Annotated in this window: 22 protein-coding genes; 19 read left to right on the top strand and 3 right to left on the bottom strand. The window is 64.6% G+C overall.

Going from position 1 to position 24,325, the window contains the following annotated elements:
* The first annotated feature begins 203 nt into the window (after nucleotides 1-203).
* Both leuS and lptE read left to right on the top strand, forming a co-directional pair.
* A complete protein-coding gene (gene leuS, locus FJ423_RS11750) occupies nucleotides 204-2,831 on the top strand; it encodes a leucine--tRNA ligase (RefSeq protein WP_140841845.1) in 2,628 nt (875 codons plus the stop codon).
* Nucleotides 2,818-3,399, top strand: coding sequence for an LPS assembly lipoprotein LptE (lptE, locus tag FJ423_RS11745; RefSeq protein WP_140841843.1), 582 nt, complete (start codon nucleotides 2,818-2,820; stop codon nucleotides 3,397-3,399). Before leuS ends, lptE begins: the two co-directional genes overlap by 14 nt.
* 390 nt (nucleotides 3,400-3,789) lie before the next feature.
* Here the strand turns inward: lptE and fsa are convergent, their stop codons facing one another.
* Nucleotides 3,790-4,446 (bottom strand): fructose-6-phosphate aldolase, encoded by a 657-nt coding sequence (fsa, locus tag FJ423_RS11740; RefSeq protein ID WP_095769735.1) that lies wholly within the window; start codon nucleotides 4,444-4,446, stop codon nucleotides 3,790-3,792.
* 90 nt (nucleotides 4,447-4,536) lie between these two features.
* On the opposite strand from fsa, the gene FJ423_RS11735 reads away from it, so the two are divergent.
* From FJ423_RS11735 to lepB, 9 genes are all read left to right on the top strand, one after another.
* A complete protein-coding gene (locus tag FJ423_RS11735) occupies nucleotides 4,537-6,720 on the top strand; it encodes a primosomal protein N' (protein WP_140841841.1) in 2,184 nt (727 codons plus the stop codon).
* Between the two features lie 35 nt (nucleotides 6,721-6,755).
* Nucleotides 6,756-7,451 (top strand): aspartate/glutamate racemase family protein, encoded by a 696-nt coding sequence (locus tag FJ423_RS11730; RefSeq protein WP_140841839.1) that lies wholly within the window; start codon nucleotides 6,756-6,758, stop codon nucleotides 7,449-7,451.
* A gap of 95 nt (nucleotides 7,452-7,546) precedes the next feature.
* Nucleotides 7,547-7,942, top strand: coding sequence for a DUF4345 family protein (locus FJ423_RS11725; RefSeq protein ID WP_095769732.1), 396 nt, complete (start codon nucleotides 7,547-7,549; stop codon nucleotides 7,940-7,942).
* 235 nt (nucleotides 7,943-8,177) lie between these two features.
* A complete protein-coding gene (locus tag FJ423_RS11720) occupies nucleotides 8,178-8,738 on the top strand; it encodes a F0F1 ATP synthase subunit delta (RefSeq protein WP_140841837.1) in 561 nt (186 codons plus the stop codon).
* Nucleotides 8,738-10,267 (top strand): F0F1 ATP synthase subunit alpha, encoded by a 1,530-nt coding sequence (gene atpA, locus FJ423_RS11715; protein WP_140841835.1) that lies wholly within the window; start codon nucleotides 8,738-8,740, stop codon nucleotides 10,265-10,267. The genes FJ423_RS11720 and atpA overlap by 1 nt, the downstream gene beginning before the upstream one ends.
* Nucleotides 10,268-10,296: 29 nt before the next feature.
* The gene (locus tag FJ423_RS11710) at nucleotides 10,297-11,184 is read left to right on the top strand and encodes a F0F1 ATP synthase subunit gamma (protein ID WP_140841833.1); all 888 of its coding nucleotides are present in this window, start codon (nucleotides 10,297-10,299) and stop codon (nucleotides 11,182-11,184) included.
* 65 nt (nucleotides 11,185-11,249) lie between these two features.
* Nucleotides 11,250-12,827 carry a F0F1 ATP synthase subunit beta gene (gene atpD, locus FJ423_RS11705; RefSeq protein WP_140841831.1) on the top strand — a complete coding sequence of 526 codons (1,578 nt, stop codon included), beginning with the start codon at nucleotides 11,250-11,252 and terminating at the stop codon, nucleotides 12,825-12,827.
* Nucleotides 12,828-12,928: 101 nt separating this feature from the next.
* On the top strand, nucleotides 12,929-13,336 hold the full coding sequence (locus FJ423_RS11700) for a F0F1 ATP synthase subunit epsilon (RefSeq protein ID WP_095769727.1): 408 nt from the start codon (nucleotides 12,929-12,931) through the stop codon (nucleotides 13,334-13,336).
* Between the two features lie 110 nt (nucleotides 13,337-13,446).
* Nucleotides 13,447-14,427: a signal peptidase I gene (gene lepB, locus FJ423_RS11695; protein ID WP_140841829.1), complete on the top strand. Its 981-nt coding sequence runs from the start codon at nucleotides 13,447-13,449 to the stop codon at nucleotides 14,425-14,427.
* Between the two features lie 20 nt (nucleotides 14,428-14,447).
* Here the strand turns inward: lepB and FJ423_RS11690 are convergent, their stop codons facing one another.
* On the bottom strand, nucleotides 14,448-15,953 hold the full coding sequence (locus FJ423_RS11690; RefSeq protein WP_140841827.1) for a mannitol dehydrogenase family protein: 1,506 nt from the start codon (nucleotides 15,951-15,953) through the stop codon (nucleotides 14,448-14,450).
* Between the two features lie 164 nt (nucleotides 15,954-16,117).
* Between FJ423_RS11690 and uxaC the strand changes: the two genes are divergently transcribed.
* From uxaC to FJ423_RS11650, 8 genes are all read left to right on the top strand, one after another.
* Nucleotides 16,118-17,521 (top strand): glucuronate isomerase, encoded by a 1,404-nt coding sequence (gene uxaC / locus FJ423_RS11685; RefSeq protein WP_181174776.1) that lies wholly within the window; start codon nucleotides 16,118-16,120, stop codon nucleotides 17,519-17,521.
* 36 nt (nucleotides 17,522-17,557) lie between these two features.
* Nucleotides 17,558-18,535, top strand: a complete 978-nt coding sequence (locus tag FJ423_RS11680) for a TRAP transporter substrate-binding protein (protein ID WP_140841823.1) — start codon at nucleotides 17,558-17,560, stop codon at nucleotides 18,533-18,535.
* Nucleotides 18,532-19,122: a TRAP transporter small permease gene (locus FJ423_RS11675; protein WP_246680142.1), complete on the top strand. Its 591-nt coding sequence runs from the start codon at nucleotides 18,532-18,534 to the stop codon at nucleotides 19,120-19,122. The genes FJ423_RS11680 and FJ423_RS11675 overlap by 4 nt, the downstream gene beginning before the upstream one ends.
* A gap of 3 nt (nucleotides 19,123-19,125) precedes the next feature.
* Entirely contained in the window at nucleotides 19,126-20,406 is a 1,281-nt protein-coding gene (locus tag FJ423_RS11670) for a TRAP transporter large permease (RefSeq protein WP_140841821.1), read from the top strand.
* 11 nt (nucleotides 20,407-20,417) lie between these two features.
* A complete protein-coding gene (locus FJ423_RS11665; protein WP_140841819.1) occupies nucleotides 20,418-21,191 on the top strand; it encodes a FadR/GntR family transcriptional regulator in 774 nt (257 codons plus the stop codon).
* 19 nt (nucleotides 21,192-21,210) lie between these two features.
* The gene (gene kduI / locus FJ423_RS11660; protein ID WP_140841817.1) at nucleotides 21,211-22,056 is read left to right on the top strand and encodes a 5-dehydro-4-deoxy-D-glucuronate isomerase; all 846 of its coding nucleotides are present in this window, start codon (nucleotides 21,211-21,213) and stop codon (nucleotides 22,054-22,056) included.
* The gene (gene kduD / locus FJ423_RS11655; protein WP_140841815.1) at nucleotides 22,053-22,820 is read left to right on the top strand and encodes a 2-dehydro-3-deoxy-D-gluconate 5-dehydrogenase KduD; all 768 of its coding nucleotides are present in this window, start codon (nucleotides 22,053-22,055) and stop codon (nucleotides 22,818-22,820) included. Before kduI ends, kduD begins: the two co-directional genes overlap by 4 nt.
* A gap of 70 nt (nucleotides 22,821-22,890) precedes the next feature.
* Nucleotides 22,891-23,223 carry a cupin domain-containing protein gene (locus FJ423_RS11650; protein ID WP_140841813.1) on the top strand — a complete coding sequence of 111 codons (333 nt, stop codon included), beginning with the start codon at nucleotides 22,891-22,893 and terminating at the stop codon, nucleotides 23,221-23,223.
* On the opposite strand, the gene FJ423_RS11645 is transcribed toward FJ423_RS11650, so the two are convergent.
* Nucleotides 23,220-24,299, bottom strand: coding sequence for a glycosyltransferase family 9 protein (locus FJ423_RS11645; protein WP_140841812.1), 1,080 nt, complete (start codon nucleotides 24,297-24,299; stop codon nucleotides 23,220-23,222). The genes FJ423_RS11650 and FJ423_RS11645 overlap by 4 nt on opposite strands.
* Nucleotides 24,300-24,325 lie beyond the last annotated feature (26 nt).

The raw sequence follows: 24,325 nt of genomic DNA, 5'->3' as shown, positions 1-24,325 counted from the left end.
ATTGTCTCGGCTGCCGGCCTAGGCGTGTCGATATTCAGGTGATGCCGGCCTGCAAATGCCGGTTTCCTGCGCTTCCGGTGCTCACGTACTTAAGTACGCTTCGCTCCGGTTCTCGGAACCCGCCATTTTCGGCTCGGCCTGACCTGAATATCGACACGCCTTAATCCAGCACCGCGCACCTGCTTTTAAGTGAAAAACATCCGATGGCAACCGAACGATACAATCCGCGCACGTCAGAGCCCAAATGGCAGAAGGCCTGGGCCGAAAAGAAGCTGTTCGAGGCCAGGAACGACGATCCGAAGCCGAAATACTACGTGCTTGAGATGTTCCCCTATCCATCGGGCAAGATCCATATCGGCCACACCCGCAACTACACGATGGGCGACGTGGTGGCGCGCTACAAACGCGCCAAGGGTTTCAACGTGCTGCATCCGATGGGCTGGGACGCGTTCGGCATGCCGGCCGAAAACGCCGCCATGCAGAACAAGGTCCATCCCAAGGACTGGACCTACGAAAACATCGCGGTCATGCGTGAGCAGCTCAAGATGATGGGCCTGTCGCTCGACTGGGCGCGCGAGTTCGCGACCTGCGACGTCGACTATTACCACCGCCAGCAGATGCTGTTCCTCGACTTCGTCGAGAAGGGCTTGGTGACGCGCAAATCCTCCAAGGTCAACTGGGACCCGGAGGACATGACGGTGCTTGCCAACGAGCAGGTCATCGACGGCCGCGGCTGGCGCTCGGGCGCGCTGGTCGAGCAGCGCGAGCTGACGCAGTGGTTCTTCAAGATCACCGACTTCGCACAAGATCTGCTGGACTCGCTCAACGGACTCGAAGAGTGGCCGGAAAAGGTCAAGCTGATGCAGCACAACTGGATCGGCCGCTCGGAAGGGCTGCTGATCCGCTGGCCGCTGGCAAAGCCTGTCGGCGAGACACATGAGCTGGAAGTCTACACGACAAGGCCGGACACCATCTTCGGCGCCTCCTTCATGGCGGTCGCCGCCGACCATCCGCTGGCGAGAAAAGCCGCCGAGAGCAATGTCGAGCTGGCGAAGTTCATCGACGAGGTACGCCACATGGGCACCTCGGTGGCGGCGCTCGAGACGGCCGAAAAGAAGGGCTTCGACACCGGCATCCGCGTCGTCCACCCGTTCGACGAGAATTGGACGCTGCCGGTCTATGTCGCCAATTTCGTGCTGATGGAATACGGCACCGGCGCCATTTTCGGCTGCCCGTCGGGAGACCAGCGCGACCTCGACTTCGCCAACAAATACGGCCTGCCGGTGATTCCGGTGGTGATGCCGGAAGGCGAAAAGCAGGGGAGCTTCCAGATCATCGAGGAGGCCTATGACGGCGACGGCGTGATGATCAATTCGCGCTTCCTAGACGGCATGAAGCCCGAGAGGGCGTTCGATGAAGTGGCGAAGCTCCTGGAGCAGAAAAGCATCGGCGGCCGGCCGATGGCGGAGCGCAAGGTGAATTTCCGCCTGCGCGACTGGGGCATTTCGCGCCAGCGCTACTGGGGCTGCCCGATCCCGATGATCCATTGCGAAGCCTGCGGCGTCGTGCCGGTGCCGAAGGCCGACCTGCCGGTGAAGCTGCCCGACGACATCGAGTTCGACCGTCCAGGCAACCCGCTCGACCGTCATCCGACATGGCGGCATGTGAAGTGCCCGCAATGCGGCCGCGATGCGCGGCGCGAGACCGACACGATGGACACCTTCGTCGATTCGTCCTGGTATTTCGCGCGCTTCACCGCGCCGTGGGCAAACGAGCCGACCGAGCCGAAAGCGGCCGACGAATGGCTGGCGGTAGACCAGTATATCGGCGGCATCGAGCACGCGATCCTGCATCTGCTCTATTCGCGCTTCTTCACCCGCGCCATGCGCGAGACCGGTCACCTGAACCTGGCGGAGCCGTTCAAGGGCCTTTTCACGCAGGGCATGGTGGTGCACGAGACCTACCGCGTCGGCGGCCCGTCCAACAATGGGCGCTGGCTGTCGCCGAGCGAGGTCAGGCTCGAGGACGTCGACGGCAAGCGCCGCGCCGTCGAGATCGCCACCGGCGAGGAGGCGACGATCGGCGCGCTGGAGAAAATGTCGAAGTCGAAGAAGAACACGGTGAGCCCGGAAGAGATCACCGACGGTTACGGCGCCGACACGGCACGCTGGTTCATGCTGTCGGACTCGCCGCCGGAGCGCGACGTCGAATGGACCGACGAGGGTGCGGCCGGCGCGCACCGCTTCGTGCAGCGCATCTGGCGCCTGGTGCAGATAGCGGCCGAATCTCTGCCCGGCATCAAGCCCGCGGCGGCGAAAGATGGCGAGGCGGGCGTGGTTTCCAAGGCCGCGCACAAGATCCTGAAGGCGGTTGGCGAGGACATCGAGAAGCTCGGCTTCAACCGCGCCATCGCCCGCATCTATGAGCTCGCCAATGTGCTGGCTGCACCGCTCAACGACGTTGCCGAGGGCAAGGCCGACCCCGCGCTGAAGGGCGCCTGCCGCGAGGCGGTGCAGATCCTGGTGCACATCATCGCCCCGGTCATGCCGCATCTGGCGGAGGAATGCTGGCAGGCGCTGGGCGGCACGGAGATGGTCGCCGAGCGGCCCTGGCCGGTCTACGACCCGGCGCTGGTGGTCGACAACGAGATCGTGCTGCCGGTGCAGGTCAACGGCAAGAAGCGCGGGGATTTGACAATTGCCCGCGACGCGGATCAAGGTGCCGTCGAAAAAGCGGTGCTGGCTCTCGACTTCGTGCAAAAAGCACTGGAAGGTAAGGCTCCGCGCAAGGTGATCATCGTCCCGCAGAGGATCGTCAATGTCGTTGCCTGATCCGGTGAAGTCACAACCGGTCCGCCTGCGCGGCCGCCTGGCGGTCTGCGGCATGGTCGCCGCGCTGGCGCTGGTTTCGGCCTGCACCGTGCGGCCGCTCTATTCCAGCCAGCCGCTGTCGCCCGGATCGCAGCTCAGCGCATCCGCCGAGCTCGGCTCGATCTCGATCAAGCCGGTCAACACGCGCTACGCGCAGCAGGTGCGCAACAATCTGATCTTCGCCTTCGGGCAGGGCTCGGGCGAGCCGGCCTCGCCGGCCTACACGCTCGATCTCGGTGTCACCGAGCTGGTCGAATCGGCGGCCATCGTGCAGGTGCAGACCCAGGAAGACGAGCCGACGGCGGGCACGGTCACGCTGACCGCCAACTACGTGCTCAGGGACACCGCGACCAACACGGTGATTGCCGTCGGCAAGCGCTCGATCCCCTCGTCCTTCGACCGGCCGCGCCAGGAATTCGCGGCTTATCGCGCGCAGATCGATGCGGAGAACCGCGCTGCGCGCGAGTTGGCCGACCTGCTGCGGCTTTCCATCGCCCAGGATTTGGCCAGGCACGGCAAAAAGGCCTAGTTCCTCGCCGGAGATTGGCTGAAGCCTTCCGAACTTCGTCATCCTAGGGCGGAGCAGCCGCGAAGCTGCGTCGCGTAGACCCTAGGATGCATTCCGTTACCTCGGCCTGAAGGTGCGGCGGAGCAGAATTCTGCACCGTTGCGACGCTCGTATGTCACGGAATGGATCCTCGGGTCTGCGCGCGTCGCTTCGCTCCTTGCTCCGCCTGTGGATGACGATCGCGATGGGGGTTTCGGCCAATCGCCGAGGCAGGTGACCTGGCAAGGCATAGGCACTTTGCCACGAAAGAAGGCCCGGTTGCCCGGCCTTCTTTGCTACTCAGTTGCTTTTTGCCTTGCGCAATCCCCAGACGGAAAATCGTTACACACTTTTCCTGGAACTGCTCCGGTCTCAGCCGATCTTCTGGCCGGTCTTGGCCCAGTCGGCGAGGAAGGCGGCGAGGCCTTTGTCGGTCAGCGGGTGATTGACCAGCGCCTTCAGCGTGGCCGGCGGCGCGGTCACGATATCGGCGCCGATCAGCGCGGCCTGCTTGACGTGGTTCACCGTGCGCACCGAGGCGGTCAGGATCTCGGTCTTGAAATCGTAATTGTCGTAGATGGTGCGGATTTCCGAGATCAGCTCCATGCCGTCCGAGCCGGTGTCGTCGATGCGGCCGACGAAAGGCGAGATGAAGGAGGCGCCGGCCTTGGCGGCCAGCAACGCCTGGTTGGCCGAGAAGCAGAGCGTCACGTTGACCATGCGGTTCATTTCGGTGCGGATGGTCTTGCAGGCCTTCAGGCCGTCTAGCGTCAGCGGCACCTTGATGGCCACGTTCGGCGCGATCTTGGCCAACACCTCGGCCTCGGCCATCATGTCCTTGTATTCGGTGGCCACCACCTCGGCCGAGACCGGCCCTTCGACGATGTCGCAGATTTGCTTGGTGACTTCGGAAATCTTGCCGCCCGATTTCAGGATCAGCGACGGGTTGGTGGTGACGCCGTCCAGCAGCCCCAGATCGTGCAGCTCCTTAATTTCCTTGATGTCAGCGGTGTCGACAAAAAACTTCATGGCTGTCTCCTTGGGGATCGCCTGGCGCCCGCCAGGCACATGCGAGGGTCCCCTTTGATCTAGAGCAAAGTCGGGGCAAGGTCACGCCCGATGATCGAAGATTCGCCCTTTGTCGCAGCCGCGCCCGTGCTGGTGCCGATGCCCGCCGAACGGCCCTATACCTATGCCGTGCCGCCCGGCATGCGCGTGGTGCCGGGCTCGATCGTGCGCGTGCCGCTCGGGCCGCGCCAGGTCGCGGGCATCGTCTGGGACGGCGCCGTCGAAACCGTCGATACGAAGAAATTGCGGCCGATCGAGGAGGTGTTCGACTGCCCGCCGATCGACAGGGCGATGCGCCGCTTCGTCGACTGGATCGCGCAATACACGCTCTCTGCCCCCGGCATGGTGGCGCGCATGCTGCTCAGAGCTCCCGAGGCTTTCGACCCGGAGCCGTGGATCGAAGGGCTGCAGCGCACGCTGGCCGAACCGGACCGGTTGACCGACGCGCGGCGGCGCGTGTTGGAGACGGCCGAAGGCGGCCTTGCCTGGACGCGCTCTGGGCTGGCGCACGCCGCTGGCGTCTCCTCGACCGTCATCGACGGGTTGCGGGCACAGGGCGTGTTCGAGACGGTGATGATCCCGCCGCGTCCGGTGGTGGCGGCGCCCGATCCTTCCCATGCCGTGCCGGAATTGATGCCTGACCAGAAAGCGGCGGCGGACAAGCTGCGCGCCGCGGTCGCCGCCGATAGCTTTAATGTCACGCTGCTCGACGGCGTCACCGGCTCCGGCAAGACGGAAGTCTATTTCGAAGCGGTGGCAGCGGCGCTCGACAAGGGCAGACAGGTGCTGATCCTGTTGCCGGAAATCGCGCTGACGCACGCCTTCCTGGAACGTTTCCAGGACCGGTTCGGCGCCAAGCCGGCGGAATGGCATTCCGACCTGCCGCCGCGGATGCGCGAACGCGTCTGGCGCCAGATTGCGGAAGGCGGCGTGCGCGTCGTCGCCGGCGCGCGTTCGGCGCTGTTCCTGCCGTTCAAGGAACTCGGCCTGATCGTCGTCGACGAGGAGCACGACCCCGCCTACAAGCAGGAAGACCGCGTCTTCTACAATGCGCGCGACATGGCGGTGGTGCGCGGCCATATCGGCGGCTTCCCGGTCGTGCTCGCCTCGGCGACGCCCTCGGTGGAAAGCCGGGTCAATGCCAGCCAGGGCCGCTACGACCGGGCCGTGCTGTCGGCCCGTTTTGCCGAGGCGGCGCTCCCCGACCTGAAGTCGATCGACATGCGGCGTTCCCCGCCGGCGCGGGGCAGCTTCCTGTCGCCTGTCCTTTTGGAGCAGATGCAGCGCACGCTGGAGAGGAAGGAGCAGTCGCTGCTTTTCCTCAACAGGCGCGGTTATGCGCCGCTGACGCTCTGCCGCGTCTGCGGCCACCGCTTCGGCTGCCCGGTCTGCTCAGCCTGGCTGGTCGAGCACCGGTTTCGCGGCCAGCTCGTCTGCCATCATTGCGGCCATAACGAGCGGCGGCCGGAAGCCTGCCCGGAATGCGGCACGCTCGACCATCTGGTGGCATGCGGCCCAGGCGTCGAGCGCATCGCGGAGGAAGTGGTCGGGCATTTCCCCGATGCCCGCACCATCGTGCTGTCGTCCGATCTTCTGGGCGGCGTGCGCCGGCTCAGGCTCGAGCTCGAGGCCGTCGCCAATGGCGAGGCCGATATCGTCATCGGCACGCAGCTGGTCGCCAAGGGTCATAATTTTCCCGGCATGACGCTGGTCGGCGTGGTCGATGCGGATCTGGGATTGGCCAATGGCGATCCGCGCGCCGCCGAGCGCACCTTCCAGTTGCTCAGCCAGGTGACGGGCCGCGCCGGCCGCACCGGCAAGAAGAGCCTCGGCCTCTTGCAGACCTACCAGCCGGATCATCCGGTGATGCGCGCGATCGTCTCGGGCGATTCGGAAGCGTTTTACGAGCGCGAGATCGCCGAGCGCGAGCGGGCGGCGCTGCCGCCCTTCGGCCGGCTCGCCGGCATCATCGTCAGCGCCGCGACACGCGGCGAGGCGGAAAGCCATGCACGGGGCCTGCGGCGCGCGGCACCCAGTGCGTCCGACCTCTTCGTGCTCGGGCCGGCAGAGGCGCCGTTGTCGCTGATCGGCGGCCGTCACCGCTTCCGCCTGCTTGTGCAGGGCGAACGGCGCGCCGACATGCAAGGCTTTATTCGGGCCATGTTGGCGAATGGACCGAAGCTGCGCGGCTCGGTCAGGGTGCAGGTCGACATCGACCCGCAGAGCTTTTTATAACCTTGGAGAGACAGCCTCAACGGGAGTGGTCGCTTATGAAAACCCTAGGCCTTCTCGGCGGGATGAGCTGGGAATCGACCGCGATCTATTACCGCCTGCTCAACGAGATCGTGCGCGAGCGGCTGGGCGGGCTGCATTCGGCCAAGCTGTTGTTGTGGTCGTTCGATTTCGCCGAGATCGCCGAACGCCAGCATGCCGGCGACTGGGAAGGCGCCGGCGCTCTTCTGGTGGAAGCCGCGCGCAAGCTGGAGGCGGGCGGGGCCGAGGGCTTGGTGATCTGTACCAACACCATGCACAAGCTCGCCGACACGGTGCAGGCGGCCATATCGATCCCGCTCATCCATATCGCCGACGCCACGGCGCAGGCTGTCCTCGATGCCAGAGTGAAGCGGCCGGCGCTGCTGGCGACACGCTTCACCATGGAACAGGATTTCTACAAGGGACGGCTCGCGGAGAAATACGGGCTGCAGCCGATCGTGCCCGACCAGGGCGGCCGCGACATGGTGCATCGGGTGATCTATGACGAGCTCTGCCAGGGCATCGTCAGGTCCGAATCGAAATCCGCCTATCTCGACGAGATCGGCCGGATGCGGCGCACCGACCGGGTGGACGGCGTCATCATGGGATGTACCGAGATCACCATGTTGATCGGCCAGGGCGATTTCGACGTTCCGGTCTTCGACACGACGCGCATCCATGCCGCGGCCGCGGTCGATTTCGCGCTCGCCTGATGCGCTGTACCTAATGTGCCCGCCGTCCTCTGGCGCGCCTTCATTCCCTAGCTAGAATGCCGCTGTTTCAGAACAAGAAATAAGAGGGGGATTTTATGGACTTCGCGTTTCCGTGGCCCGCCAGCCAGGGTGAGTGGCTGGCCTGGTCGAGCGCCGTCGTGACCTTGGCGCTCGGCCTATTCCTGTTCCTGGCGCCGGGGCTTGCGTTTCGCGCGCTGCGCCTGCAGCCGAGGCCCGAGAAAGCGGCGGCGATCGCCGAGGGACGCGGCCGCATGTCGGGCTTTTATCTCGGCGTCAGCCTGTGCTGCATTCTTCTGGCGCAGCCGCTGCTTTACATGGCGCTGGGCTTCTCCTGGCTGTTCACCGCCTTCGGCCGGCTTCTGTCGATGATGTCGGACGGCGCCAACACCCCTTTCAACTGGGTGTCGATCGTGGTTGAATTGGCGCTGGCGGCGCTGCCGCTGGCCTTTGCCTTCGGCTTTGTACTGTGAATCCGGCGCTTGGGGTTGGCCCCAGCCGCCTGATGCGACAAAAGTGCCTGAAAACCATGCCGGACGATGCATTGCGGTCTTAAAAAGCCTGTGCTAGACGGCAATCGACTTTCGACCGGGGATAGCGGAAGCCGCGCCTCCGTGCTTGGAAAAATGCAGTAAGGTCAAAGATTTAGCCAGAGTTCTCGCTCGCGCCAACAATCTGCGGCCTGTCAGACAAGAGAAAAGACGGTCCGTGGCCCAATCGTCATCGCCAATCTCAGCTGTCGCCGAACGCTATGCAGGCTCGCTATTCGAGCTTGCGCTGCAGGACAATTCAGTCGCCAAGGTCGAGGCCGACCTCGCCAGCTTCGAGGCAATGCTCAACAGCAGCGACGATCTCGCGCGGCTGATCAACAGCCCGGTGTTTTCCGGCGAGGACCAGGCAAGGGCCATCGCCGCCATCGCCGACAAGGCCCAGATCACCGGCCTGGTGGGCAATTTCCTGCGCGTCGTCGCCAAGAACCGCCGCCTGTTCGCGGTACCCGGCATGATCAAGGCATTCCGCCAGATCGCCGCCGACCATCGCGGCGAGGCATCGGCCGAGGTCACCTCGGCGCATGCGCTGACGGATGCGCAGCAGGCTGAACTCCAGGCGACGCTGAAGAGCATCGCCGGCAAGGACGTGGCTATTGCCATGACCGTCGATCCGTCGCTGCTCGGCGGCCTGGTCGTCAAGATGGGCTCGCGCCAAATCGACACGTCGCTCAAAACCAAACTCAATTCGCTCAAGCTTGCACTGAAAGAGGTCGGCTGATGGACATCCGCGCCGCGGAAATTTCCGCAATTCTGAAAGACCAGATCAAGAATTTCGGCAGGGAGGCCGAGGTCTCCGAAGTCGGCCAGGTTCTGTCCGTCGGTGACGGCATCGCCCGCGTCTACGGCCTCGACAACGTCCAGGCCGGCGAGATGGTCGAATTCCCCGGCGGCATCCGCGGCATGGCGCTGAACCTCGAAGCCGACAATGTCGGCGTCGTCATCTTTGGCAACGACCGCGACATCAAGGAAGGCGACACCGTCAAGCGCACCGGCGCCATCGTCGACGCGCCTGTCGGCATGGGCCTGCTCGGCCGCGTCGTCGACGCGCTGGGCAATCCGATCGATGGCAAGGGCCCGATCAAGGCGACCGAACGCAAGCGTGTCGACGTCAAGGCGCCCGGCATCATTCCGCGCAAGTCGGTGCATGAGCCGATGTCGACCGGCCTCAAGGCCATCGACGCGCTGATCCCGGTCGGCCGCGGCCAGCGCGAGCTGGTCATCGGCGATCGCCAGACCGGCAAGACCGCCATCATCCTCGACACGATGCTGAACCAGAAGTCGGTGCACGACAACGGCCCCGAGAAGGAAAAGCTCTACTGCGTCTACGTCGCCGTCGGCCAGAAGCGCTCGACCGTCGCGCAGTTCGTCAAGGTGCTGGAAGAGCGCGGCGCGCTCGAATATTCGATCATCGTCGCTGCCACCGCGTCCGATCCGGCGCCGATGCAGTTCCTGGCGCCGTTCACCGCCTGCACCATGGGCGAATATTTCCGCGACAACGGCATGCATGCGCTGATCAGCTATGACGATCTGTCGAAGCAGGCCGTCGCGTACCGCCAGATGTCGCTCCTGCTGCGCCGCCCGCCGGGCCGCGAAGCTTATCCGGGCGACGTCTTCTACCTGCACTCGCGCCTGCTCGAGCGTGCCGCAAAGCTCAATGACGACAACGGCAACGGGTCGCTGACCGCGCTGCCGATCATCGAGACGCAGGCCAACGACGTGTCGGCCTACATCCCGACCAACGTGATCTCGATCACCGACGGCCAGATCTTCCTCGAAACCAACCTGTTCTTCCAGGGCATCCGTCCGGCGGTGAACGTCGGCCTGTCGGTGTCGCGCGTCGGCTCCTCGGCGCAGATCAAGGCGATGAAGCAGGTCGCCGGCTCCATCAAGGGCGAGCTCGCGCAGTATCGCGAAATGGCTGCCTTCGCGCAGTTCGGCTCTGACCTCGACGCGGCAACGCAGCGTCTGCTCAATCGCGGTTCGCGCCTGACCGAGCTGCTCAAGCAGCCGCAATTCTCGCCGCTCAAGGTCGAGGAACAGGTCGCGGTGATCTTCGCCGGCGTCAACGGCTATCTCGACAAGCTGCCGCTGAACCAGGTCGGCAAGTTCGAGCATGGGCTGCTCAGCCATATGCGCTCGGCCGGCAAGGACGTGCTCGACGGCATCCGCAAGGAGAAGGCGCTGTCGGACGATTTGCGCGCCAAGCTCAAGGCCGAGATCGACGCCTTCGCCAAGACCTTCGCTTGAACGAAGCTGGACGGGATCAGGTTTGAAGCATGGCTTCGTTAAAAGACCTTCGTAACCGTATCGCCTCGGTCAAGGCGACGCAGAAGATCACCAAGGCGATGCAGATGGTCGCCGCGGCGAAGCTGCGTCGCGCGCAGGAAGCGGCGGAAGCAGCTAGACCCTATTCCGAGCGCATGGGCGCGGTCCTGGCCAACATCACCCAGGCGATCGGCGGCGGCGGCGATGCCCCGGCGCTGATGACGGGCACCGGCAGGGACGACGTGCATCTGCTCATCGTCTGCACGGCCGAGCGCGGCCTGTGCGGCGGCTTCAACTCGCAGATCGCGCGCCTCGCCCGCGACCACATCCGCAGGCTGCTGGCCGACGGCAAGCAGGTGAAGATCATCTGCGTCGGCAAGAAGGGCTATGACATCCTGCGCCGCGAATACGCTTCGATGATCCTCGAGCGCGTCGACCTGCGCGAAGTGAAGACGCTCGGCTTCGCCAATGCCGATGCGATCGCGCGCAAGGTCATCCACCTCTTCAACGAGGGCGGCTTCGACATCTGCACGCTGTTCTATTCGCAGTTCAAGTCGGTGATCAGCCAGGTCCCGACGGCGCAGCAGATCATCCCGGCGGCGGCCGTCGGGTCGACCGCTCCCGAGGCGACCAGTGGCGGCAATGCCGTCTACGAATACGAGCCGGAGCCGGGCGAGATCCTCTCCGACCTCATCCCGCGAAACATCGCGGTGCAGATCTTCCGCGCGCTGCTTGAAAACGCGGCCGGCGAGATGGGCGCCAAGATGAGCGCGATGGACAATGCGACGCGCAATGCCGGCGACATGATCAACAAGCTGTCGATCACCTACAACCGCCAGCGGCAGGCGCAGATCACCAAGGAACTGATCGAGATCATATCGGGCGCCGAGGCGCTCTAATCACGCCCCGCGCGGGACACCCGGCGAGTGGCGTGAACAACGGATAGACGAAAAGGGCAAAGACGATGGCGAAAGCAGCTACCCCGAAGACCGCGGCCAAGGAGGCACCGGCCCCGAAGGCGGCAAAGGCCCCGGCAGCAGCCGCGAAGGCCGCCGCTCCGGCGAAGAAGGCGGCCGCTCCGGCCAAGGCCGCGGCTTCCGCAGCCAGCGTCGCGGCCAAGCGCGTCGGCGCCGCCGGCAAGGTCCGCCAGGTCATCGGCGCCGTCGTGGACGTGCAGTTCGAGGATCACCTGCCGGCCATTCTGAACGCGCTGGAAACCGACAATGTCGGCAACCGCCTGGTGCTCGAGGTGGCCCAGCATCTCGGCGAGAACACCGTGCGCTGCATCGCCATGGACTCGACCGAAGGTCTGGTTCGCGGCCAGGAGGTCTATGACACCGGCGCGCCGATCTCGGTTCCGGTCGGTCCCGGCATGCTCGGCCGCATCATCAACGTCATCGGCGAGCCGGTCGACGAGGAAGGCCCGGTCGACGGCGTCGAAATGCGCGCCATCCACCAGCCGGCTCCGGCCTATGTCGACCAGTCGACGGAAGCGCAGATCCTGGTCACCGGCATCAAGGTTCTCGACCTCCTGGCGCCTTATGCCCGCGGCGGCAAGATCGGCCTGTTCGGCGGCGCCGGCGTCGGCAAGACCGTGCTGATCCAGGAGCTGATCAACAACGTCGCCAAGGCGCATGGCGGCTTCTCGGTGTTCGCCGGCGTCGGCGAGCGCACCCGCGAAGGCAACGACCTCTATCACGAGTTCATCGAATCGGGCGTCAACAAGAAGGGCGGCGGCCAGGGCTCGAAGGCAGCACTTGTCTACGGCCAGATGAACGAGCCGCCGGGCGCGCGCGCCCGCGTCGGCCTGACCGGCCTCACGGTCGCCGAATATTTCCGCGACCAGGGCCAGGACGTGCTGTTCTTCGTCGACAACATCTTCCGCTTCACGCAGGCGGGCTCGGAAGTGTCGGCGCTGCTCGGCCGCATTCCTTCCGCCGTGGGTTACCAGCCGACGCTGGCGACCGACATGGGCGCGCTGCAGGAGCGCATCACGACGACGACCAAGGGCTCGATCACCTCGGTGCAGGCCATCTACGTGCCGGCCGACGACTTGACCGACCCGGCGCCGGCGACGTCCTTCGCCCACCTCGATGCCACGACCGTGCTGAACCGCGCGATCTCGGAAAAGGGCATCTACCCGGCCGTCGATCCGCTGGATTCCACCTCGCGCATGCTCGACCCGATGGTCGTCGGCGAGGAGCACTATCAGGTTGCCCGCCAGGTGCAGTCGATCCTTCAGCGCTACAAGTCGCTGCAGGACATCATCGCCATCCTCGGCATGGACGAGCTGTCGGAAGAGGACAAGCAGACGGTGGCCCGCGCCCGCAAGATCGAGCGCTTCCTGTCGCAGCCGTTCTTCGTCGCCGAAGTGTTCACCGGATCGCCGGGCAAGCTGGTCGACCTCGCCGATACCATCAAGGGCTTCAAGGGCCTTTGCGCCGGCGACTACGACCACCTGCCGGAAGCCGCCTTCTACATGGTCGGCGGCATCGACGAGGCGGTCGAGAAGGCACAGCGCCTGGCGGCGGAAGCGGCATAAGAAAGCGAATAGCGAATAGGGAGTAGCGAATAGGGAGCAACGGGTTTGGCGAGTTTCTTCACTACTCGCTACTCGCTATTCCCTACTCGCTAAAATTGATCATGGCTGAAGCTTTCAAGTTCGAACTGGTCTCGCCGGAGCGGCTGCTCGTTTCCGAGCAGGTTGAGTCGGTCGTCATCCCGGGCGCCGAAGGCGAGATGACGGTGATGGCGCAGCACGCGCCGGTCATGACGACCATCAAGCCCGGCGTCGTCACGATAAAGACCGCGGGCGGCAAGGAAGAGCGCTTCGTCGTGTTCGGCGGTTTCGCCGACATCCTGCCTTCCGGTTGCACGCTTCTTGCCGAATCGGCGACGCATGTGAACGACATCGATCGCGCCGATCTTGCTCGTCGCATCCAGGAGGCCAAGGAAGACGCGGCCGACGCAAAGGACGACGAGAGCCGCAGCAAGGCTGAGCAGTTCCTCAGCCAGCTCACCACGCTGGAAGGCGCGCTGCTGCCGGCCTGAAGTCCGTCCAGGACGACAGATCGATCCGCATGGGGGCAATTTTGAAAGCGGGGCCTTGCCCCGCTTTTTTGTTTATCCGACAGTCCGGCTGCCTTGGCAGGGGGTGGCCGATGACGCAGCAGACGGATCAACGAGAAGTAACCTCGCGATCGAGGTGGTCGACGGCCCTGATATCCGCTTTTGGCGGGCCGTTTGCCGGGTTCCTTTGGATTGGAGCGGGCAGGCTGGCCCTCGTCAGCCTCGTCTTTTTCAGCGTGCTCGCCTTGGCGATTGTTTATGTCGGCTTTCCGGCGCTGCCGGGAGTCGATCTTAGCCGGGCGACAAATTTCTCAAACGTGACATCTATGGTCTTGTCGGCCGCGCTCGTGGCGCCCTTCGCAAACCGCTTCACGCCTAACAGGTGGTATGCGCACGGAGGCGTGGTCCTCGCCCTGGCTATTCTCACATCGCTGATTGCTGCACTGGTGATCCGTACGCTTTTGTTCCAGCCGTTTACGATCCCGTCCAGCAGCATGAACCCCACCCTGCAGAATGGCGACTATCTGTTCGTGTCGAAATTTGCATATGGCTACAGCCGGTACAGCATACCGTTCGAGCTGTTGCCGATCGAGGGACGCGTTTTTGGTGCCGAGCCAAAACGGGGAGACGTGGTGGTGTTCAAGTTCCCGCCCGACCCCAGCATCGACTATATCCAACGGATCGTCGGTCTTCCCGGTGAAAAGATCCAGATGATCGACGGCGTGCTGCACATCGACAACGTGGCCGTCGGCCTCGAGGACGCCGGCACGTTTGCTTACGAAGAATCGTCGAGACCGGCAAAGCTTCGGCGCGAGACGTTGCCCGGCGGCGTCGTCCATTTCGTACTCGACCTGACGGACAATTCCGTCGGCGACAACACACGCGCCTGGATCGTACCGCCCGGCCATTATTTCGTGCTCGGCGACAATCGCGATAATGCTTCCGACAGCAGGTTCAGAGTGGGCTTCGTTCCTTACGAAAATCTCGTCGGCAAGGCCGCTCGGCTGTTCTGGAACTCGAGAGGTCTCGATTACGCTTCACGCCAGGTCGTGAACGGGTCGGTCGGCCGGTAAGGCGCCGTCGAGCCCTCGGACTAATCGGCCTTTCCGCTCTTGCCATTAATGCCGAGCGCGGCAAAAGCCAGCTTCGGACCGCCCTGCTTGAAATGGACGAGGTGGGTGGCGACAAACTCGATCAACCTTTGTCGTTCCGCGTGGCCTTTGGCAAAGCCGGCGAGGTCGAACACAGCCTCGGCCAATGTTGCGGTCGGCAGATTGCGGCCGAACAGGTCGCCGAGGGCGGTATCGAGCGGGTCGGTGAAATGGCCCTCAGGCAAGCTGCTACCGCGCGCGGCGCAGGCGGCGATCCAAGCGGCAACAACCAGCGACAGATGTTCCGGCAGCAAGCCGGCCTCCAGCCGGGCGAGGGCGGAGGCGACGATGCGCTGCGGCAGCTTCTGGCTGCCGTCATTGGCGATCTGCGCAGTGCGGTGGGCGAGCGCGGTGTTGGAAAAACGTTCGGCGAGCTCGGCCGTATAGGCGCTTGTGTCGAGCCCGGCCTGCTGCGGCAGGGTTGGAATAGCCTCGGCCCAGAGCCAATCGACGAACTGCCGGATCGACGGATCGGCAAAGGCGCGGTCGACGGTGGCGTGGCCGCTGAGCAGGCCGAGATAGGCGATGCCCGAATGCGCGCCGTTGAGCAGCCGCAGCTTCATGTCCTCGAACGGGCCGACGTCCTCGACCATGGTGACGCCGAATTTCTCCCAGGCCGGCCGCCCGGCGGGAAAGCGGTCCTCGATCACCCATTGCCGGAACGGCTCGGTCATCACCGGCCACGCGTCATCGATGCCGAGCTCGCCAGCGATGCGGGCGCGATCGGCGTCCGTGGTCGCCGGCACGATGCGGTCGACCATGGAAGATGGAAACGCCACTTCGTCGGCGATGTGACGCGCGAGGTGGGCACCGCCTTCGCGGCTGTCTCGCAACTCGGCGAACTCGACCATCAGCCGGTGCAATGTGGCGCCGTTGGCCGGCAGGTTGTCGCAGCAGAGCACCGTGAAGGGCGGCGTGCCGGCGGCGCGGCGGCGCGCGAGCGACTCGGCGAGAAATCCATGCGCCGTCTTCGGCGATCCGGGGTTGGCGAGGTCGTGGACGATATCGGGGTGCGCAGCGTCGAGCGTGCCGTCGGCTGCCCTTAGATAGGCCTTCTCGGTGATGGTGAGCGTGACGATGCGGGTGCCCGGATCGGTGAGCGCGGCGAGCACAGCGCCAGGGTCCTCCGGGGCGACGTGCAAGGACTGGATCGAGCCGATCACCTGCAGCTGCTCGCCGGCGCTGTCGCGGATTGCCAGCGTGTAGAGCCCGTCCTGCGGCGCCAGCGCATCGCGCGTGTCGGGGCTGCGCAGGGAGACGCCGATGATGCCCCAATCGCTCTCGCCATCCGCCAGACAGGCATCGACATAGGCGGCCTGATGGGCACGGTGAAAGGCGCCGACGCCAAGATGGACGATGCCGGGCGCGACGGATTTGCGGTCATAGCGAGGCACCAGAACTTCGGCCGGCAGCTCCGCAAGGGTGGCGTTGGATAGGCGGCCGTTCATGGAAGCTGGTCTCCGATCGGAAAACGACGGCAGCGACCTAACACCCGCTGTCGCCGTGCACAATGGCCACGTTCCTTTCGAAAGTCATCATACAACTGCATAATATTTGTATGTTGACATTATCTCTGGCCGATCTACCAATAGCGGAGCTTGGGAGGAGCCGCGTGGCCGTATTGACCGATCCGGACCTGCTGTTTTCGCCGGAAACGCGATCATTGGCGCGCGCCCTTTATGCAGGTGTGAAGGACCTGCCGATCGTCAGTCCGCACGGCCACACCGACCCGCGCTGGTACGCGCTCAACGAACCGTTTTCCGACCCGGCGCAGCTCTTGATCGTGCCGGACCATTACATTTTCCGTATGCTGTTCAGCCAAGGCGTGCGGCTGGAGGAACTCGGCGTCCCGACGCTCGAAGGCGCACCCGTCGAAACCGACGGCCGGGCGATCTGGCGGCGCTTCGCCGAGCATTATTATCTCTTCCGCGGCACGCCCACACGGCTGTGGCTCGATCGTGTGTTCGAGCATCTGTTCGACATCAGGGAGCCGCTTACCGCAGCCAGCGCCGACCGTATCTACGACACGATCGCCGCGCTGCTGCAACGCGACGACTATCGGCCGCGCGCGCTGTTCGAGCGCTTCAACATCGAGGTGATCGCGACGACCGAAGGCGCGCTCGACGACCTCAAATGGCACCGTATGATCCGCGACAGCGGCTGGAAGGGTCGCGTCGTCACCGCGTATCGGCCGGACGCCGTGGTCGATCCCGATTTCGAGGGGTTCCCGGCCAATCTGGATAGGCTCGGCGAGATCACCGGATGCGACACCGGCAGCTGGTCCGGCTATCTCGATGCGCATCGAAAGCGCCGCGCCTATTTCAAGGAGTTCGGCGCGACCTCGTCCGATCACGGTCATCCGACGGCCGAGACCGCCAATCTCTCCGACGCGGCGGCGCAGGAGCTGTTCAACCGCATCCGGCGCGGCTCCGAGGATGAGCGCGAGCGAAAACTGTTCCGAGCCCAGATGCTGACCGAGATGGCCAAGATGAGCCGCGACGACGGCCTGGCGATGCAGATCCATCCTGGATCATGGCGCAATCATTCGCCTTCCATTTTCCAGAAATTCGGCCGCGACAAGGGCTTCGATATCCCGACCCGGACCGATTATGTGTCGGCGCTGAAGCCGCTGCTCGATTGCGTCGGGCTGGAGCGCGACCTCACGATCATCCTGTTCACGCTCGACGAGACGAGCTATGCGCGCGAGCTGGCGCCGCTCGCCGGCATCTATCCGGCGCTCAAGCTCGGGCCAGCCTGGTGGTTCCACGACAGCCCGGAAGGAATGCGCCGCTTCCGCGAGATGACCACCGAGACGGCGGGCTTCTACAACACCGTCGGCTTCAATGACGACACGCGCGCCTTCCCGTCGATCCCGGCGCGCCACGACGTCGCGCGGCGTGTCGACTGCGCCTTTCTGGCGCGGCTGGTCGCCGAGCATCGCCTCCGGGAGGAGGAGGCGCATGAGCTGGCCCGGGAGCTTGCCTACTCGCTTGCCAAGAAGGCGTACCGACTCTGAGCCGGGATATCCGTGATTTTTGAAGGGAGGAAAGACATGTTGCGTATTTCGAGATTGCTGGCGGCGACATTCGCCATCGGGTCCTTGATGATCGGAGCCGCGCAGGCCGAAACCGTCCTGCGCTCTTCGGACACCCATCCGGACGGCTATCCGACAGTCGAGGGGGTCAAATATATGGGCGAGCTGATCAAGCAGCGCACCAACGGGCGCTATTCGATCGAGGTCTATCATTCGGCGCAGCTCGGCGAGGAAAAGGATACGATCGAGCAGACCCAGGCCGGCGTCATCGACCTCGATCGCGTCTCCATGGGGCCGTTCAACGGCATCGTGCCGGAAACCGCCGTGCCGTCGTTGCCCTACATCTTCCGCTCGGTCGAGCATATGCGCCATGTCATGGACGGGCCGATCGGCGACCAGATCCTGAAGGCGTTCGAGGCGCATGACCTTGTCGGACTCGCCTTTTACGATTCCGGCGCGCGCTCCTTCTACAACACCAAGAAGGACATCGCCTCGATGGCAGACATGAAGGGCATGAAGTTCCGCGTCATCCAGTCGGACGTCTTTGTCGACATGGTCAATGCGCTCGGCGCCAACGCCACGCCGATGGCCTATGGCGAGGTCTATTCGGCGCTGCAGACCGGCGTCATCGACGGCGCCGAGAACAACTGGCCGAGCTTCGAATCCGCCAAGCACTACGAGGTCGCCAAGCACTACACGCTGGATCAGCACCAGATCGTGCCGGAGGTGCTGGTGATGTCGAAGGCAAGCTGGGACAAGCTGGCGCCGGAAGACCAGGCGATCGTGCGCCAGGCGGCCAAGGACAGCGTCGTCAAAATGCGCGAGCTGTGGGACGCGCAGGAGAAGAAGTCGCGCGACATCGTCGAGAAGGCCGGCGTCAAGATCAGCGAGATCGACAAGCAGCCGCTGATCGACGCCATGAAGCCGGTCTACGACAAATATCTGTCGACGCCCGAGCTCAAGGACCTCGCCGCCCGTATCCAGGCGACGAAATGACCGGGATCGGCAACAGGCCCGGTGGCACGGAGGCCTCCGTGCTGCCACCCAGCCGGTCGGGTACGAAAGGGTTCTGGCTGCGGGTGGAACAGGCCCTTTCTGGGCTTGCGCGATTGGCCTTATGGGTCAGCGGCACGGGGTTGACGCTGATGACCGTCATCATCTTCTGGCAGGTCTTCTCGCGCTACATGCTGAACCGCTCGCCGAGCTGGACCGAGTCCTCATCCGTGCTGCTGATGGGCTGGTTCATCTTTCTCGGCGCCGCCGTCGGCGTGCGCGAGCGCACGCATCTCGGCTTCGACGTGCTGCTCTATGTCTTGCCTGCCTCGGCCAAGGCGGTGCTGCGCAGCATTTCCGATCTCGTCGTATTGGCCTTCGGCGCCGGCATGATCGTCTATGGCGTGCAGCTCGCCAGGTTGACCTGGAACACGGTGATGCCGTCGCTCGCCTTGCCCGGCGGCGTCAGCTTCCTGCCGGTCATCATGGGAGGCGCGCTGGTCTGCCTGTTTTCACTCGAGCGGCTGGCGGGGCGCTTTGCCGGGCTGCCGGTCGATGCCGACATCTACGCAACCGGCGAGGAGCTCTGAACCATGGCACTGATCGTGCTTTTCGGCACTTTCGTCTTCCTGCTGGTTATCGGCACGCCGATCGCGTTCTGCCTCGGCGTCGCCAGCTTCGCGACGATCCTCACGATCGGCCTGCCGCCGGTCGTTGTGTTCCAGCGGCTCAATTCCGGCATCAGCGTCTTTTCGCTGATGGCCATCCCGTTCTTCATCTTCGCCGGCGACCTTATGGTTCGCGGCGGCATCGCCGCCCGCCTGGTGGCATTGGCCGGGTCCCTGGTCGGCCATCTGCGCGGCGGCCTGGGTCAAGTGAACATTGCCGCGTCGACCATGTTCGGCGGAATTTCCGGTTCGGCGGTAGCCGATGCCTCAGCGGTCGGCGGGCTGATGATCCCGCAGATGAAGGCGCGCGGCTACGGCATCGACTATGCCGTCAACATCACCTCCGTCGGCGCCATCATCGCGCTGCTGATCCCGCCGTCGCACAACATGATCATCTATTCGATCTCGGCCGGCGGCCGCATCTCGATCGCGGATCTGTTCACCGCCGGCGTTCTGCCGGGGCTGCTGCTGGCCCTGTCGCTGATGGTCACCGCCTATCTGGTGGCAAGCCGGCGCGGCTATCCGACGGAACCTTTTGCCGGTTTCGGCCGGGCCTTGCAGCTGCTTGTCGCTGCCATTCCCGGGCTGATCCTGATCGGCATCATCTTTGGCGGCGTCCGCTCCGGCATCTTCACCGCCACCGAAAGCTCCTGCATTGCCATCGTCTATGCTTTCCTGGTGACGTTGATCATCTACCGGTCGATGAGCTGGAACGATTTCGTCACCGCGACGACAGCGGCGGTGCGCACGACAGCGATGGTGCTGATGATCATCGGCTGCGCCGCGGCCTTCGGCTGGCTGCTGGCCTATCTCCGGGTTCCGGCAGCGCTTGTCGCGTTTTTGCAGTCCGTGTCCGACAACAAGCTGGTCATACTGCTTCTGATCAATGTCGTCCTGCTCATCCTCGGCACATTCATGGATATGTCGCCGCTCATCATCATCACCACGCCGATCTTCCTGCCGGTGGTCATGGCCTATGGCGTCGATCCCGTGCATTTCGGCGTCATCCTGATCCTCAATCTCGGCATCGGCCTCTGCACGCCGCCGGTCGGCGCGGTGCTGTTCGTCAGTTGCGCCATCGGCCGCATTCCCATCTGGACGGCAATGCGCTCGATCTGGCCGTTCTATGGAGCGGCCTTCGTGGTGCTGATGCTTGTCACCTACATACCGGAGATCTCATTGTGGCTGCCGAGCCTGTTCCATTAGGAGGGCACCACGTGTCCCAAACAGTTGCCGACCTCAGGGTCGAACGCAAACCCAAACTGTCGGAGACCGTGGTCGCGGCGATCCGCAAGCAGCTCTTGGCAGGCGAGGTTCCGCCCGGACAGAAGCTGCCAACCGAAGGCCAGCTGACGGAGACTTTCGGCGTCAGCCGCACGGTCATCCGCGAGGCGCTGGCCAAGCTTGCCGCCGATGGCCTGGTCGAAGCGCGGCAAGGCGCCGGCGTCTTCGTCAGCGAGCACATCTCGACCACCTTCGGCGTTTTGGCCGCCGACATGGGAGCCAAGGATTCGGTCGCGCTCAACGTGCTCGAGGTCCGCCTCGCGATCGAGATCGAATCGGCGGGCCTGGCCGCCATCCGCCGCAACGCCGCCCAGGAGGCCGCGATCCAGGAGGCCTTCTTCGAGTTCGAGCGGCTGCTGCTCGCCAGCCAGCCGACCGGCCCGGCCGACCTCGCCTTCCACCGCGCGATCGCCAGCGCCACCAACAACCCGTTCTATGTCGAGATGCTCGATGTGCTGGGACGCCGCGCCATTCCTTGCGACGTGACCTCGCCCTGGTCGACAGAGCTCGTCCAGTCGGACGAGTACCAGCGCGGCCTGCAGCGCGAGCATCTCGTCATTCTCAACGCGATCTCGGCAGGCGATGCCGAGGCCGCGCGCGAGGCGATGCGCACGCATCTGAGCCGCAGCCAGCAGCGCTACCGCGAGCGGCTGCAGGCCAGACAGGCCTATTATGCCAATTCGCTGAAAGCCGCATCGACCGAGTGACCTCAGACAAGGCCTAGAAATGGACCAGACACAATTTTCCTCGCGCTTCGCCATCGATCCCATCACCGCCGCGGCCATGGGAACAGACGAGCTGCGCCACCATTTCCACGTCGAGGGGCTTTTCCAGCCGGGCCTCGTCAGCCTGACCTACACGCATTACGACCGCATGATCGTCGGTGGCGCGATGCCTATCGACAAGACCCTGCCGCTCGAGGCGATCAAACCGACCGGAACCAAGGCTTTCCTCGACCGCCGCGAATTGATCGCCGTCAACATCGGCGGCGCCGGCACCGTCACGGCCGACGGCATGGCTTACGAATTGGCGGCGCGCGACATGGTCTATCTCGGCATGGGCGCTGAGCAGGTGTCGTTCGCCTCGGCGGAGCCCGACAAGCCGGCAAAATTCTACCTGCTTAGCGCACCGGCGCATCGGCCCTATCCCAGCCAGTTAATCCGCATCGGCGACGCCAGGCGGATCGATCTCGGCAGCCAGGCGACCAGCAACGAACGCTCGATCTTCCAGTTCATCCACGCCGGCGGCGTCAAGACCTGCCAGCTCGTCGTCGGCATCACGCAGCTCGCGCCAGGCTCGGTGTGGAACACCATGCCTTGCCATGTGCATGACCGGCGCATGGAAGCCTATCTCTACTTCGATCTGCCGGAAGGGCAGCGCGTCTTCCACTTCATGGGCGAACCGGACGAGACGCGCCACATCGTCATGCGCAGCGAGGAGGCGGTGCTGTCGCCGGGCTGGTCGATCCATTCGGGCGCCGGCACATCCAACTACGCCTTCATCTGGGCGATGGCCGGAGACAATGTCGACTATACCGACGTCGATCAGGTGGCGATGGATCAATTGCGGTGAGCGATCTTTCCGCCTTCAGCCTTACCGGCAAGCGCATCCTGGTCACCGGCGCCAACACCGGCATCGGGCAAGGCGTCGCCGTGTCGATCGCGCGCGCCGGCGGCCTGGTGGTCGGCGTCGGCCGATCGGCGATGGATGACACCGCCGCGAAAGTTACGGCCGCGGGCGGCAGCTTCGAAGCGGTGAAGGCCGATCTCGGTGACCCGGCCGAGGCGGCCGCCATGCTCGACCGGGTCTGGAGCGAAAGCGGCCGGCTCGACGGCCTCGTCAACAATGCCGGCATCATCCGGCGCGCCGATGCGGTCGACCTTACCGAAGCCGATTGGGACGAGGTGATGGACATCAATTTGAAGACGGTCTTTCGCCTGTGCCAGAGCTTTGCCAGGCGCGTGCTGACGGAGCCCGGACGGCGCGGCAAGATCGTCAACATCGCGTCGGTGCTGAGTTTCCAGGGCGGCATCCGCGTTGCTTCCTATACGGCCTCGAAGCACGGCGTGCTCGGCCTCACAAGGCTGCTCGCCTGCGAATGGGCGGCGAAAGGCATCAACGTCAACGGCATCGCGCCGGGCTATGTCGAGACCAACAACACGGAAGCCTTACGCGCCGATCCGGACCGCAGCGCGGCCATCCTCGGGCGCATCCCCGCGGCGCGCTGGGGCCGGCCCGACGACATCGGCGACGCGGCCGTGTTCCTGCTGGCGCGGGCGTCGGACTATATGCATGGCGCGGTGGTGCCGGTCGATGGCGGCTGGCTGGCGCGGTGACCGTCTCCCGCCGGAAAACCGCGCCGGACCTTGCCTGGATTTGCTTTACAAGCCGAACGGAAGCTGAGCGATGACCGATATCTTTTCGCATGCGGGCGAAAAAGCCTGGGAGCCGACGCCGGACGGCAACAGGCGGCGCGTGCTGGTGCATACTGATGAATTGATGATGGTCGAGTTCGCCTTCGACAAGGGCGGTGTCGGGGCGCTGCACTCGCATCCGCATGTCCAGGCGAGCTATGTCGCCGAGGGCTGCTTCGAGGTTACCATCGGCGGCCGATCGGAGATCCTCGAAACAGGCAGCAGCTTCATCGTGCCGTCCAATCTCGTGCATGGCGTCAAGGCGCTGGAGGCCGGGCGGCTGGTCGACAGCTTTGCGCCTTGCCGGGCCGATTTCCTCGGTTAGGACAGGTCGGCGGTTCTATCGAACGCCGATTGCACCGGAGCGGTTTCACGCCTTTCCGGAACCGCTGCGACCGCCATGTGATCGCGGCGGCCTGCCGCGAGCAGGCGATGCGCGGCATCGAGTATGGCCTCGACCGGCGCGTCGGCGACATAGGCCGAACGGCCTCGCCTTGGCGCCGTGACGACTTCGACCGCGTTTGAAAGGGGGCGCCAGCGCTCCACATTGGCGCCGTTGTTGACGATCACCGCCGGCGTCATGACGGCGGCCATGAGATGCGCCAGTCCGCCCTCCATGCCGATATAGGCGACGGCCATCTCGCCCAGCGCAAGCAGGAGATCGTCGAAGCTTGCAATGTCCGGCGCCAGTTCCGGACCGGCCACCTGGAGGCGGCCTTCCCTTGCGAGGAGCGCCGGTGGCGCCGGTCCGCTGCCGGGGGTCGCCAGATACAGCACCCGGTAGCCGGCATCGATGAGATTGCCGGCAACGGCCACCACCTGATCTTCGCTCATACACTTCCTGCCCTGGGCATTGCCGCCAAGCAGGACGAGCGGACGGCCGCAACCGCCGCGCAGCTGGCGCGCCAGTGTCCGGGCGGCGTCCGGCACATCGAGCCTGTGGTCGAAAGGCAGATGCCGCCCCGCCAGGCGCTCGACCAGCCGATGGTAGCGCCAGGCATTGTGTTCCGGCCGCAGCGTCAACCGCGTGCCCCAGCGCAGCGACAGAAGATGGCCGGCAAAGTTCGCTTCGTAGCGGATGCCCCGGCCCACAAGTCGAAGAGCCGTGAGCATGAGGCCCGGTACGCCGGTGCGCAGATCGGCAACGACGGCTTTGCGGCCGCGCGGCGCGAATTCGGCGAGGATGGCGGAAAGCGGCGTCTTCGTCCTGAAATCGTCGACGAGATGCGCGACATGCTTGTGCAACGCATGCGAGAGCGATGAGCCGCGCATGGCGCCGTAGACGACACGGCTTTGCGGAAAGGCCGTCCTCGCCGCCCGCAGGGCCGGAATCCGCAGCAGGCCGTCGCCAAGCGCGTCGTTGCGGGCATAGAAGATCAGCACGGGCGCGGACGAATCCATGGCGAAACGGATTCCATTGCTGTGGT

The organism is Mesorhizobium sp. B2-8-9 (genome assembly GCF_006439475.1).
In the GTDB taxonomy this organism is placed as follows: domain Bacteria; phylum Pseudomonadota; class Alphaproteobacteria; order Rhizobiales; family Rhizobiaceae; genus Mesorhizobium.
Note: the sequence above shows the minus strand (reverse complement) of the source record. Positions and strands in the feature narration are given on the sequence as shown.